The 13,103-nt window shown below is 71.5% G+C and carries 10 protein-coding genes; 5 read left to right on the top strand and 5 right to left on the bottom strand.

The annotated features are described in order from the left end of the window. The first annotated feature begins 57 nt into the window (after positions 1-57). The 3 genes from AB0C26_RS38530 (at position 58) to AB0C26_RS38520 (ending at position 2,063) form a co-directional block, all read left to right on the top strand. Positions 58-273 (top strand): CDGSH iron-sulfur domain-containing protein, encoded by a 216-nt coding sequence (locus AB0C26_RS38530; protein WP_360258015.1) that lies wholly within the window; start codon positions 58-60, stop codon positions 271-273. Between the two features lie 66 nt (positions 274-339). Next, a complete protein-coding gene (locus AB0C26_RS38525) occupies positions 340-1,710 on the top strand; it encodes a hypothetical protein (protein ID WP_360258013.1) in 1,371 nt (456 codons plus the stop codon). 89 nt (positions 1,711-1,799) lie between these two features. Continuing rightward, positions 1,800-2,063 (top strand): GlsB/YeaQ/YmgE family stress response membrane protein, encoded by a 264-nt coding sequence (locus AB0C26_RS38520; protein ID WP_360258011.1) that lies wholly within the window; start codon positions 1,800-1,802, stop codon positions 2,061-2,063. On the opposite strand, the gene AB0C26_RS38515 is transcribed toward AB0C26_RS38520, so the two are convergent. Continuing rightward, positions 2,029-2,370 carry an SMI1/KNR4 family protein gene (locus AB0C26_RS38515; RefSeq protein ID WP_360258008.1) on the bottom strand — a complete coding sequence of 114 codons (342 nt, stop codon included), beginning with the start codon at positions 2,368-2,370 and terminating at the stop codon, positions 2,029-2,031. The two genes, AB0C26_RS38520 and AB0C26_RS38515, sit on opposite strands and share 35 nt — an antisense overlap. A gap of 160 nt (positions 2,371-2,530) precedes the next feature. Beyond that, entirely contained in the window at positions 2,531-2,968 is a 438-nt protein-coding gene (locus AB0C26_RS38510; protein WP_360258005.1) for a hypothetical protein, read from the bottom strand. 440 nt (positions 2,969-3,408) lie between these two features. Between AB0C26_RS38510 and AB0C26_RS38505 the strand changes: the two genes are divergently transcribed. Next, positions 3,409-3,822 (top strand): hypothetical protein, encoded by a 414-nt coding sequence (locus AB0C26_RS38505; RefSeq protein ID WP_360258003.1) that lies wholly within the window; start codon positions 3,409-3,411, stop codon positions 3,820-3,822. A 1,797-nt stretch (positions 3,823-5,619) separates the two neighbouring features. Here AB0C26_RS38505 and AB0C26_RS38500 read toward each other — a convergent pair. The 3 genes from AB0C26_RS38500 to AB0C26_RS38490 form a co-directional block, all read right to left on the bottom strand. Beyond that, positions 5,620-8,154, bottom strand: coding sequence for a tetratricopeptide repeat protein (locus AB0C26_RS38500; protein WP_360258000.1), 2,535 nt, complete (start codon positions 8,152-8,154; stop codon positions 5,620-5,622). 197 nt (positions 8,155-8,351) lie between these two features. Further along, positions 8,352-8,993, bottom strand: coding sequence for a TetR/AcrR family transcriptional regulator (locus tag AB0C26_RS38495; protein ID WP_360257997.1), 642 nt, complete (start codon positions 8,991-8,993; stop codon positions 8,352-8,354). A 22-nt stretch (positions 8,994-9,015) separates the two neighbouring features. After that, entirely contained in the window at positions 9,016-10,746 is a 1,731-nt protein-coding gene (locus AB0C26_RS38490) for an MFS transporter (protein WP_360257994.1), read from the bottom strand. Positions 10,747-10,766: 20 nt separating this feature from the next. Between AB0C26_RS38490 and AB0C26_RS38485 the strand changes: the two genes are divergently transcribed. Then, positions 10,767-13,013 (top strand): EAL domain-containing protein, encoded by a 2,247-nt coding sequence (locus AB0C26_RS38485; RefSeq protein ID WP_360257992.1) that lies wholly within the window; start codon positions 10,767-10,769, stop codon positions 13,011-13,013. Positions 13,014-13,103 lie beyond the last annotated feature (90 nt).

The following is a 13,103-nucleotide window of genomic DNA, read 5'->3' as shown; positions in this document are numbered from 1 at the left end:
GTACCGGATCGCATAAACGATCAGTTTGATCCGCTGCTCAGCGGGCACCTGCCCGCCATGTCGACAAAGATCGTGCCCTACCAGGACGGCCCGCTGATCGTGCGGGGCGACTTCGAACTGCTGACCCCCGACGGCGAGCCGATCGACCCCGGCCGCGGCACCATCGCCCTGTGCCGCTGCGGGCGATCGGCCGTCAAACCGTTCTGCGACGGTACGCACAAGGCCGTCCGCTTTCGCGCCGGTACCGACCGGGAGACACCCGCGCCGCGCTGAAAAGTCCCACGTTTCGCCGCCGTTGAACGGGGTAGGCCGCTGCGGCGAATGAGGGAGCTGATGTGGGTGATCCCGTTTGGGGCGCTGTCCGGCCTGCCGGTTGATCGGGTCGTATGCGAGGACAGTCTGGGACGCTCGTTGCTGGGTGCGGTGGCCCGGGAGTACGGGGCGTCGGCCGGCCGGATTCCGGTGCTGGGGCGCCTCGGCCAGCTCCCGCCCGACCAGCGCCGGGCCGAACTGGCCCGCGAAGCCCACGACGAGGCGGTGCCGCACAACGCGGCGGCCGCGATCGACGCCGAGGCCGTCGCCGCCTGGGTGACCGGACACTATCGGAACGCCACGTATCCGGCCGTCCTGCTCGGATCGCCGCACGGCGCCGCCGCCCACCTCGCGGTGACGCTCGGCGCGGCCTGGCTCCCTACCAGCTTCACCACCACCCTGACCTGGCCCGGCGGCGACGCCGGGAACTGGCCGGGCGCGCTCGAGTGGGGCGCCGCGCTGGCCGAACGGATCCTCGCCCGCAACCCCGGCGTCAGCGTGCGGCAGGTGCACGACCCGCTGCGCGGGGGACCGCCCTGCGGATCGACGGTGCGGCTGTACGTGCGCTGGCACAGCATGCCGGAGGCATACGAGACCTTCCTGCGCGAACGCGTCGCCGACGACGGCGCCTCGCTGCTGCTGCGCGACCTGCGCACCTGGCCGGTGCGGTCGCTGACGTCCCGGCACAGCTTCCAGCTCGGCAGCCCGGTCGGCGGCTGGAAACCGGAGGACTACGCGATCGGCAACCCGGCGTTCCGGGTGGTCCTCGACGATCTGGGCGTGGACCGGTGGCCGGCGCCGTCGGAGGCGCCACCGCGCTACGCCGAACGCTCCGGCGAGCCCGCCTTCGGCATGGACCTCAACCGTCTCGCGGTCGAGACCGGCCGGCCCTCGCACCGCGTCCTCTACGCCCAGCCCGAGACGTTGAGCGCCTGCGTGGCCGACCTGATCCGGAACCTCTCCCGCACCGCGCCGGCCGAACGCTGCGCGGTCGACTGCGGCGGGCTGTTCGATCCGTGGCAGGCGCGGGCGAACGGCCTGGTGCCGTACTGGTGCGAGTCGGCGGCCCGGCCCGCGGTCGAGGCGGCCGAATGGTGGCTGGCCGGCAGCCGAGCCTTCGACGAGGTGACGGCCCTGCCGGACGCTCCGGGCCACGACAGCGACCAGGTGGCCACCCTCGCGCACTGGCGGTCGCTGACCGCCTTCGGCCGCGAGCGGGGCCGGCTCGACCAGCTGACGGTCAGCCGTTACCCGATGCTGCCGCTGGCGCCCGGTCACGCGAGCCGGGTGCTGGCCTCGGCGGGCGAGGCGGGTCCGGCTTCACCACCGATTCCCTTGCCGTACGCGGTCTCCCGGCTCCAGAAAGCGGGCACGCCCCTCGGGCTGCTCGTGAGCTGACGCCACGGCGTCTTTCCGGCGGCGCACAAGTTTCTCTCAGGCCGGCGCGGCACATTGGGCGCACGCCTTTCAGTGGAGGAAAAAGCGCCGTGCACTTCTCGGGTCTGATCAGCGCCGTCATCGTGGGTCTCATCATCGGCGCCCTCGGGCGGCTGGTGGTGCCGGGACGGCAGAACATTCCCCTCTGGCTCACCATATTGATCGGCATCGTGGCCGCCGTTCTCGGCACGTTCATCGCCGCCGCCATGGGCGTGGCGGAGACACCGGGCGTCGACTGGATCGAGCTGGTGGTCCAGGTGATCCTGGCCGCGGCCGGCGTCAGCCTGGTGTCGGGCTCGCGAAGCTACCGGTAGCTGGGACTTTGCTGCGAATGTCGGATGATCTCCCAGCGGAGACCTCGTACGGCCGGCAGCCGCCGTCGACGGCCTTCGCGAACGGCACGAACGTCCGGTCCCACCCGCCGGCGACGCGGCAGTTCACCTGCCAGTCGAGCAGGATGTCGTCGAGCGCGGACGGCGCGTAGAAAGGCGGCAGGTCGCACCCCGACGCCGCTGACAGCCCGTCGTGCCGCCGCAGGGAGGCGGCCAGGTCGGCCGGGAAGGCTACCGACATCCGCCGTTGGACCGCGTCGATCCGATCGGCGGTCGCCGGGCGGCCCACGGCTCACGCGCTGACCGGGGCGTGCGCGGCCAGCCAGCCCTCGATGCGCGCGGTGCTGCCCTTGTCCGGCCGCGCCGGGGTGACCAGGCCCGTGGGCCGCTCCCTGCTCCCTGCTCCCTGCTCCCTGCTCCCACGAGCATCGGCACGGAGGTGGCTCTGGTCATCTCCGCCCGAACCAGGCGACCCCGCACACCAGCAAAATCATGACCAGGAAGACCGCGGCGAGGGCCATCGCGATCCGCCGCCCGCTGACCCCCGGCTTCCGGTCCAGCACGGCCGGCTCCGCCACGACGACGTCGCGCGCCACCAGCATGTCGTCGAGCCACACGTCGGCACCGAGGCGCCCGGCCGGCCGTACCGGCAAAGCGTCGTCGTCGACGTCGCCTGAGGTCACCACGGCCGCCGAGATCCCGTGCCCCGCCAGTGCCCCCAGCATGAGCGTCGTGTGGTTGACCGCGTCGGCGCCCGCCCCGGTGACCACGACGGCCGGCGCCCGAACCGCCTCGGCGAGGTCGGCCAGCGTCCACCCATCAGCCCCGAGCGGAACGAGCAGCCCTTCCGGCGCCACAACGAGAACCAGCCCATAGGCCCGCCGCACGGCCGCCACCAACTCGCGCGCCTGCTCCAAACCAAGCCGCGAAACGTCAGTCAGCTCAACGACACCGGCCACATGCCCCCGCGCCGGATCGCCTTCCCCGACAGCGCTACCCAAGCTGACCAGCCCCACGGGAACCTCAGACGCCGCCGCAAGCGCCGCCACAGCGCCGCGCCAGTCCACGTCCCCCGAAGTGCCCGCGACAACCCAGATCCGCAGCCCCCGCCAACCTAGATCCACGTCGATACCTTACCGACCCCACCCAACCCAACACGTCGATATGTCAGCGCCCTTCGGACCCCCGGCCACGTCAATGCCTCAGTGGCCCCGGTGGAGCCGGTAGCGTCGATACCTTGCCCGGCCCGGCAACATCTCAGTGACTCCGGCCGCCCCGGCAGCGTCGATACCTTGCCCGCCTTGGCCGCCCCGGTACCTTGGTGCCCATGAGCCGAGCAACCGATCTGGCCGCGCTAACCGGCGTAGCCGTCGCCGGCATCATCGCCATCAGCTCGGCCGAGGGCCGCTACGAGCCTTTCGACGCCACTTCCGGCATAGTCCTGTCCATTCTGCTCGCCTGCTTCTACCGACTGCCCCGCGCGTTGGCCTGGCGAGACGCCCTACGCGAGGCAACCCCGGTAGCCGCCGTCGGCGCACTCCTCTTCTGCATCATGCTCGCCCCAGTAATAGACGCCGCGGTAGCCCCCTTGTCGGAGCCCTTGACCGACAAACGCGCCACAGAGATCACCGCCTTGGTGAGCCTCCGCCTGTTCTGGACATGGCTGATGACCTTCGTTCCCTTGTGGATAGTCCTCTTCGCCACCGCGATAACGTCACCCGCTCCGCGCCCGGCCCGATAGATCCACGCGCCGCTGGCCCGCTCTCCCCGCTGTCCCGCCGTCCCGCCGTCTCGCTGTCTCGCTGTCTCGACCTCTCGCCCTTGCCCCTCGCCCTCGCCCTTGCCTCTCGGCCTCACGCCCTCTTACCCCTGTCCCTCGTCCGTTCGCCGGTCTGTCCGTTAGCTCGCCGATCTGCCCGTTCGCTTGCCCGCCTGCCTGTTCGTTGGCCCGCCTGACCGTTCGTTGGCCCGCGCTGTCGTTGGACCGACCGCTCGCTGGCCCTCGCACGCCAACCCGCGCGTCTGCCTCTCCTGACTGGAGGCTCTGCCTTCCGATACGGCTTCCCTCACATCTACGGTCAGCCGATGATTCGCCTACGCTCCGTGACGACGCTGCGAAGCGAGACGTACTCTGGCCGGTGGCATGTGAGCCTCAGTCCGTCGACCTAAAGCTCTCCTCCCCGGCTTCTAATTGGCATGATCCTTTCTTTGTATTGGATCTCCGCGGTGCGGGATAATGGTTTATGGCGCAGCTGGAGTTCTTTTCTAGGTCTGAGATAGCGGCGATGCGTGATTGGTCCGGCGTGCCGAGTCATTCGCCTGCCATGCTGGAATTCCGGCGCGATCATGAAGCGCGGCGACAGTGGGGTCTGAAACGCCGTCATGCGTTGAAGCTATGTCAATTACACGGCTGTTCACGACTGTGCGGCGAGCTGGGCCTGCACGATCCGGTCGAGCGGATACCGCCGCTTCTCTGGGACGATGAGCTCACCTGCGAGCGACGGCCCATTGCCCCGGCGGGAGCCGCTGATCACCCACAGGAGACATCGCAGCCCGCCTTCGCTGGTCGTGCGCAGAATGCGGTTGAGGCGGAGACGCGAACCGGGATGGTGGCCCAGGCCGCGGCGGCATCTCAGCCGGAACCGACGGTTGAGGCTGAGGTAGCGGCTCGGTCCGGGTCGATGGTTGAGGCTGAGGTAGCGGCTCGGTCCGGGTCGATGGTTGAGGCGGCGGCTCGGTCCGGGTCGATGGTTGAGGCTGAGGCAGCAGGCCAGTCCGGGTCGATGGCTGAGGCTGAGGCGGCGGCGCGGTCCGAGCCGGCGGTTGAAGCCGAGGCGGCAATGCGGCCCGAGTTCACGGTTGGACTCGACGCTGCAGTGCGGCCCGAGCCCGCCATCCACGCTGATGGGGCAGCGCGTCCTGAGGCCATGGTTGGGGCCGAGGCCGCCGCTCAGCGAAGGCCGCAGCGTGGGCCCGATTCGCCGAGCGGTGTTGAGCCCCGGTCCTGCCGAGGGTTCCGGTCCATAAGAGGCGGTCGCGGAATTCAGAACCGGCCGATGTTGCAACGGATGCACTCATTCCAACAAGGCGTGCGCTGGCGGCATTTGTGGCAGCCCTGAGGTCATTCGCTTCGGTTTGGGAGCGGCGAATTCTGCAGATGCTCCCTCGTGGGTGATCGATTGTCACGGAGAGTGAAGAGACTCGGAATTGCGGAGCCGATTCTCGGCAGCGTCACGGTCTGGTGGTGGAAGTAAGAGAACTTCAAAGTCGACGTGCTTCTCGCCGCAAGCCGGGTGGAGTCGGCCGTGACAAGGCCCTGCTGCGCGCCTAGATCGTGGCCGCGCCAGGTGGGTCGCGTTTGAGCAGGAGGTCGCGGCCGTTGAGGGGAACTGAGCGTGCGGGCTTGGCGCGGAGAGTGAGCCGGTAGGTGAGCTGGCGGGCAGCGGCGCGGTTGGCGCGGGGCAGAGGTAAGGGTGGCGGCGGCGTGGCCCTGCGCGAGAGGGCTGAGCCGTAGGGGGTGGGGCCCAGCGGTTCGGGCTCAATGAGTTTGGCGGCCGGAAAGGTTGGTTTCGGTGTCTAGGCGGGCTGTGATGCGGTTGGCCTCGGGGGAGCGGAGCACGATCCACAAAGCTCGGGCCTCGTAGTAGTGCTTGCGGGCCTCGTCGCGGTTGTCTGTTGCCCATAGGCAGTCGGCCAAGCCGGTCAGGGCACGGGCCTGCTGCTGGCGGTCGGCGGCGGTTACCGCGGCCTCGTGGGCCCTGGTGTGGGCCGCTATGGCCTCGGGGTGGTCGCCTGCCTGGTGGGCGTCCTCGCCCAGGCCGTTGTGGGCCCAGGCCTGGCCGTCCACGTCGGACGTCTCGGTGAAGATCTGCAGGGCCGCTCGGTGGCTTGCGGTGGCCTTCTCCACGTCGCCCCGGGATCTGTGGGCTGTGCCCAGGCTGTCCAGGGCCCAGGCCTCCAGGCTGCGGTTGCCCAGGCGGCGGGCGATCGACAAGGCCTCACCCACGTGGGCCACCGCGTCGTCGTGGCGGTTGAGGAGGGTCTCCACCTCGCCCAGGTTGGACAGGGCGCCGCAGGCGCCCAGCTCGTCGCCGGTCGCCTTGTACAGGGCCAGGGCCGCTGAATACTGGCCCGCGGCCACTGCGGGGTCGCCCGTGCGGGACTCCAGGTTGGCCACGTTCACCAAGGCCCGGGCCTGGCCTGTGCGATCGCCGGCCTGCTCGTACAGGGACAGGGCCTCGCGGTGGCGGCCCGCCGCGCGTTCATAACGGCCCAGGCGGGTCTCGGCGACGCCCAGGTTGTTCAAGGTGCGGGCCTGGTCCACGCCGTCGCCGGCGTGGCGGAACAGCTGCAGCGACTGTTCCAGGTGGGCGGCGGCTTCCTCGTGCCGGCCCAGCTGCACCTCGGCCACGGCCAGGTGGGCCAGGGCGCGGGCGTGGCCGTGGGCGTCGCCGGACGTGCGGGCCGCGTCGCGGGCGTGGCCGTGCACGACCAGGGCCTCGGCGTGGTATCCGCCCATCAGGTAGCGGAACAGCACCGCCGCCAGCCGGGTCGTGTGCGACGGCCAGCCCTCCGTGGCCGTGTAGGCGGTGACCGCGATGAGGTTGGCGCGTTCGGCCGCCAGCCAGCGCAGCGGGTCGGTGACCTCCGGCAGCGGGGTCGCGGGGGCGTCGATCGCCGGTCGGCGGTGGGCCTCGACCGGGTCGAGACGGTTCATGGTGGCGGCCGCCGCGGCCAGGTACAGGTCGAACAGGCGGGTCAGGGCGGCGCGGCGGTCCGCCCGGCGGTCCTCGTCGGCGGCGCGGCCCACGGCGTACGACCGAATCAGATCGTGCAGTGTGAAACGGCCGCCGGTGGACTGCTGGACCAGGTGGTGCGCGGCGAGCTCGCCCAGGCGGGCGGCGGCGTCGGGGACGGAACAGCCGGCCAGCGCGGCCGCCGCCGAGACGTCGAAATCCTGGCCCGGGTGCTGCGCGACCAGGCGGAGCAGGTCGCGGGTGTCCGCCGGCAGGTTGCGGTACGAGACGTCGAGCGCGAACTGCACGCCCGAGTCGAGGCGGCCGGCACGGTGGCGTTCGTCGAGCCAGTCGGCGTGGTCGGTCAGCGTCCAGCCGGGCTTGGCCCGCATGTGGCCGGCGACCAGGGCCAGGGCGAGCGGCAGGTGGCCGCAGCGGGCGGCGATGCGGTCGGCCGCCCGCGGGTCGGTGCCGGCCGGCACGCCGGGGACGTCGCGGGCCAGGAAGGCCAGCGCCTCGCCGGGGGTGAACACGCCGACGTCGACGGTGGCCAGGCCGGGGAAGCTGCGGCGGCTCGTCACCAGCGCGACACAGCCCTCGGCCTCGGGCAGCAGCGGCCGCACCTGCTCCTCGGAGGCCGCGTCGTCCAGGACCACCAGGGTCCGGGTTCCCCAGACCTTTTTCCGGTACGCGGCGGCGCGCGCACCGAGATCGTGCGGCAGCTGCTGGCCGGGCACGCCGAGCAGGCGCAGGAAGGCGTCGAGCACCGCCGACGGGTCGGCCGGTGGCTGCGCCTGGTCCGGGTGGAAGCCGCGCAGGTTGACGAAGAGCACGTGGTCGAAGGCGCCCAGCCGGTGGGCGGCGTGCACGGCCAGGCGGGTCTTGCCGACCCCGGCCATGCCCGAGATCATCACCGCTGAGCCGTCCCGGACGGCGGCGGCCAGCCGGTCGGCCTCGGCCGCGCGCCCGGTGAAGCCGGGCAGGTCGTCGGGGAGCGTGTCCTGCACCCGGACCTGGGCCGCGGCCCGGGACTCACCGCTGATCACGCGCAGCGCGTGCCGCCACTGGGTCACATACCCGGCGTCGCCGTGCAGGGCCTCGACCACGGCCACGACCAGTTCGTCGTCGAGGCGGCGCCGGCCCGGGCGGAAGCAGTCGACCACCGTGGTCTTGCCGACCGTCCGCGCGGCGGGCCGGCCGGCGTTGACCCGGCCGGTGATCGTCTCGTACGACGGATTGCCCGCCCAGGCCTTGAGCAGCCGCAACGCGGCGGCGAACTCGTCCAGCGTCGTGGCCTGCCCCGGGTCGGGCAGCGTGGCGAACCGGTCGGCAGGCAAGGCGCGGCTCCGGGGGGTGAGCGAACCACCGACGGTAGTCGCTCGGCGCCAGCCCGGTTGTCGGCCGGCGGACATTCGGATTCGTTCGGATTCCGCCCGCGCGGGCGGATTCTGCCGCAGAGTGAACAGGCGCGGCCGGATCGGTAACGGGGGGTCGTTCCCATCGTGGCTGGGGAGCGGCACGGACCGGCCGCGCCCTAAGACGGCCCTTCGGCAGGGGGCTGAGACGCGGCGGCTCCGCGGAGAAATTCGTCGACCAGGGACTCGGCGAAGCCCTCCTCGGGCACCTTGGGTGCCCAGCGGAGCATGCCGTGCATCATCGACGGCGCGGTCAGCATCAGCACGGCCAGCTCGAGGTCGAGGTCGGCCCGCAGCTCGCCGCTGTCGACACCGCGGCGCAGCACCCCACGGGTCACGTCGCGCCGGGGCTCCATGACCGCCTGCCACATGTCGAACAGGTTGTCGTCGCGCAGGAACTCGGGCAGCAGGCAGGCGGTGACCTTGCTGTAGCGCTTGGCCCGGCCGCTGCGGTTGGCCTTGATCAGCATGATCAGGTCGTCGCGCACCGACGCGCCGGCCGGGGTCGGCAACGGGCCTTTCATGCCGCGGATGGCGTCCATGATCAGCGCGTCCTTGTTGGCCCAGCGACGGTAGATCGTCGCCTTGCCCACGCCGGCCCGGGCCGCCACCGCCTCGATCGAGACGGCGGCGGCGCTGGAACCCTCGGCGAGCAGGTCGAGGACGGCGTCGAGGATGGCCTCGTCCGCTTGGGCGTTGCGGGGCCGCCCAGGAGCCTTACGCTCCTGGGCGGTCTCGGATGTGGCCTCGGCCGTGGTCATGTCCATCATTGTTACCGACGTGTCAGGCTTCGACCAGTTCGACGCCCTGCTCCTCGGCCAGCCCCTCGGCGCTGGTCGGGGCGGGCGCGCCGGCCGGGCGCTTGCCGGGGATCCAGATGAGCGCGACCAGGGCGCCGAGCACGGCGAACACCATCGAACCGGCCGAGGCCCAGTGCATGGCCGTGACGAACGCCTCGTTGGCGTGCGACAGCAACTCCGGCGCGGCCGGGCCGGCCTGGGCCGCCACCCCGTACGCCCCGGAGATCGACTCCCGGGCGGCGTCGGCCGCGGCCGCCGGCAGGCCGTCGGTGGCCGAGCCGAGCTGGTCGCGGTAGACCGAGGAGAGCACGGCGCCGAGTGCGGCCACGCCGAGCGCGCCGCCGAGCTGGCGGATCGTGTTGCTGACGGCCGAGCCCACGCCGGCCTTCTCCCGGGGGAGCGCCGCCATGATCGACTCGGTGGCGGGCGGCATCACGTTGGCCATGCCGACGCCCATGATGAAGAACGCGGCGCCGACGATCCAGATCGGCGTGGTCTCACCGACGAACAGCCAGGCGGCCAGGCCGATCGCGACCAGGATCAGGCCCACGGTGCTGACCACCTTGGGGCCGAACCGCTTGACCATGGCGGCGCTGCGCGGGGCGAAGACCATCTGGGCGACCGCGAACGGGACGAACAGCGCGCCGGACGCGAGCGGGCCGTAGCCGCGCACGAGCTGCAGGTAGAACGCGCCGAAGAACATCGCGCCCATGGCCGCGAAGAAGATCAGGCCGATGACGCCGGTCGAGGCCGAGAACTGCCGGTTGGCGAACAGCCGGACGTCCAGCGACGGGAACTCGACGCGCAGCTCCCAGAGGATGAAGCCGGCCAGCACGACGGCCGCCGCCACCAGGGTGCCCCACGACTTGGGGTCGCCGAAGCCGGCGTCGCCGCCCTCGATCACGCCGTAGGTGAGGAGGGTGAGGCCGATGACCGACAGGATGACGCCGACGATGTCGATGCGGTTGGGCTTCGGGTCGCGCGACTCGGGCACCAGGACCAGCACGAGGACGACGCCGGCGGCGGCGATCGGCACGTTGATCAGGAAGACCGAGCCCCACCAGAAGTGTTCGAGCAGCAGGCCGCCGACGATCGGGCCGATCGCCACGCCGAGGCCGACCGCGCCCGCCCAGACGCCGATGGCGCGGCCGCGCTCACGCGGCTCGAAGACGTTCGCGATGATCGACAGGGTGGCCGGCATGACGGCCGCGGCGCCCAGGCCCATCAGGGCGCGGGCGGCGATGAGCTGGTTCGCCGAGTCGGCGTAGCTGGACACCAGCGAGGCGATCGCGAAGATCGCGAGGCCGGTGACCAGGGTGATCCGGCGGCCCAGCCGGTCGGCCAGGATGCCGGCGGTGAACAGCAGGCCGGCGAAGACCAGCGTGTACGAGTTGATCGACCATTCCAGCTCGCTCTGCGTCGCGCCGAGCCCGTGCACCGGGTCGGCGATCGTCCGCAGGGCGACGTTGAGAACGGTGTTGTCCAGCACGACCACCAGCAGGCTGATGACCAGGACGCCGAGGATGGCCCAGCGGCGGGGATGCCCGGCCGGTGCCGTCACGGTCTGATCCATCTGGTGTTTCCCCCACGTTTCGATACGAGACTGTTCCGTATTCGTGGAGCCTAAGCGAAACGAGACGTATCCGTATCGGAATGTGGGGCCGGTCACGATTGCTACCGTCCCGCAACCGTCGCGGGCTGAGACCCGCACCATGCGAGGCCGATCGTCGAAGCATGCTCAACATCAGGGCCTGGCTACCGGCCGGCGGGGGACTGCGCGACGAGGACTGGACGCGCCGCCACCGGCTGCTGACGCTGATCCTCGCCGGGTGCGTGGGCGGCCTCACCGTCTTCGGCGCGTGGCGCGACGAGCTGGGCGACCCGCTCACCCTCGCACTGCTGTTCCTGACCCTGGCCTGCGTGGTGGCCGGCCGGTTCTTCGACGGCCGGCGCCTGTCCTCGTCGTTCGTGTCGCTCGGCTTCACCGTCGCCTGCGCGGACTTCGTCGTGATGTGCCACGGGCAGACCGAGGCCCACTTCACGTTCTTCATCTCCGTCGCGGCGCTGGCCCTGTACCGCGACTGGGCGCCGTTCGGCATGGTCCTGGTGGCCACCACGGCCCACCACGCGCTGTTCGGCGTCTTCGACGCCGAGGCGACGTACGGTCACCACTCGGCCCAGCAGCACCCGCTGTTCTGGGCCGTGCTGCACGGCGTGGCCGTGCTGTTCGCGGCCGCCTTCCAGGTGGTGGCGTGGCGCCTGACCGAGACCGAGGAGGCGCGGGCCAAGGCCAGCCTCGACAAGAGCCAGGCCCAGCTGAGCGCCGCCTTCGACGAGACGCCGGTCCCGATGGCGATGATCTCGCCCGAGGGTGTGCTGCTGCGCACCAACACCGCCTACCGGTCCTGGCTGCGCCTGCCCGATGAGCTGCCGGCCGGCTTCCGCGTCGCCGACCTGCCGATCTCGCCGCTCGACGTCAAGGGCAGTGCCCTGGCCGAGCTGGTCGCCGCGCCCGACGACGCCGTGCTGACCCGCCAGTACCGGCGGGACGACGACGGCTCGATCATCTGGGTCGAGGTGCACAGCACCGGCGTGCGCGACGCCCACGGCAACCTCGAGATGGTCTTCGTGCACTGCCTCGACGTCACCGACAGCCGCAGGCACGAGGAGGAGCTGCGGCACCAGGTACGCCACGACGCGCTCACCGGCCTGCTCTCCCGGCCCGGCTTCGAGAGCGACCTGGCCGAGCTGCTGGCCCCGGGCGGCGAGCCGGTCTGCGTGCTCTACCTCGACGTCGACCGCTTCAAGTCGATAAACGACGGCCTCGGCCACGTGGCCGGCGACGAGCTGCTGCGCGCGCTGGCCGCCCGCCTGGCCGCCACCGTGCCCGCCGGTTCGCTGGTGGCCCGCCTCGGCGGCGACGAGTTCGTGGTGGCGCTGGCCGGTTCGGTCGACGCCGGGTGCCAGGTGGGCCGCGAGATCCTGGCCGCGTTCACCGAGCCGCTCCCGCTCAGCAGCGGGCACATGCAGATCGCGATCAGCGTCGGCATGGCCCTCGGCCGCTCACCCGAGCAGGCCGAGGACACGGTGCTGGCCGCGGACACCGCGATGTACGCGGCCAAGCGCGCCGGCGGCAACCGTCTGCAGGTCTTCAGCGACGAGCTGCGGGTGGCGGTCAAGGAGCGGATCGCGGCCGAGGCCCGGTTGCGGGCAGCCCTGGCCGGCGACCGCGAGGCGGCGCTGCCGGTCTGGTTCCAGCCGATCGTCAACACGGCCACCGGGCGCATCGTCGGCGCCGAGGCGCTGGTCCGCATGTTCACGCCCGAGGGCAACCTGCTCGGCCCGGGACACTTCATCCCGGCCGCCGAGGAGACCGGCCTGATCGTGGCGCTCGGCGAGCACGTGCTGCGCCTGGCCGTACGGCACCTGATGGCGTGGACGAACCAGCTGCCGTACATCTCGGTGAACGTCAGCCCGCGCCAGCTCGCCGAGCCCGACTTCGTGCCGATGGTGGCCGCGGTGCTGGCCGAGAACCCGGGCCTGGACCCGTCCCGCGTGGTCCTCGAGATCACCGAGACGGCCCTGCTCGGTTCCGCGGTCGACGTCCGCGAGAAGCTGGAGTCGATCAAGCGGCTCGGCGTGCGGGTGGCGCTGGACGACTTCGGCACCGGCTACAGCTCGCTGACCTGGCTCCAATCGGTCCCGGCGGACGTGGTCAAGCTCGACCGCTCGTTCGTGGCCGGCCTGGCCGCCGACTCGCGCAAGTCGTCGATCATCTCGGCCGTGCTGTGGCTGGCCCGCTCGCTGAACATGACGGTCGTGGCCGAGGGCGTCGAGGACCCGGAGGACTGGAAGGCCCTCCAGGCCGCCGACTGCCCGTCCTGTCAGGGCTACCTGTTCGGCCGCCCGCTGCCCGCCTCGGAGTTCGAGCTGATGCTCCCGTTCCCCGAGACGGCCCGCCCGCGCCAGCTGGCGGGCTAGGTGTGCTGTCCAGGGAGGTTGGTCGAGGTGGTGTGACGAGTTGATCTGACTCTGGACGGGTGAAGGCCTCCGGTTGTGGAGTGGAGCTGT

Origin of the sequence: Actinoplanes sp. NPDC048796, assembly GCF_040650035.1 — a bacterium.
Taxonomy (GTDB): Bacteria; Actinomycetota; Actinomycetes; order Mycobacteriales; family Micromonosporaceae; genus Actinoplanes.
The sequence above is the reverse complement of the archived record's forward strand: the minus strand, read 5'-3'. Positions and strand labels throughout refer to the sequence as shown.

Excerpts from the sequence above, each read along its gene's own strand:
- AB0C26_RS38530 (WP_360258015.1), top strand. The coding sequence starts at position 58 with ATGTCGACAAAGATCGTGCCCTACCAGGACGGCCCGCTGATCGTGCGG.
- AB0C26_RS38485 (WP_360257992.1), top strand. The coding sequence starts at position 10,767 with ATGCTCAACATCAGGGCCTGGCTACCGGCCGGCGGGGGACTGCGCGAC.
- AB0C26_RS38505 (WP_360258003.1), top strand. The coding sequence starts at position 3,409 with ATGAGCCGAGCAACCGATCTGGCCGCGCTAACCGGCGTAGCCGTCGCC.
- AB0C26_RS38495 (WP_360257997.1), bottom strand. The coding sequence starts at position 8,993 with ATGACCACGGCCGAGGCCACATCCGAGACCGCCCAGGAGCGTAAGGCT.
- AB0C26_RS38490 (WP_360257994.1), bottom strand. The coding sequence starts at position 10,746 with ATGGTGCGGGTCTCAGCCCGCGACGGTTGCGGGACGGTAGCAATCGTG.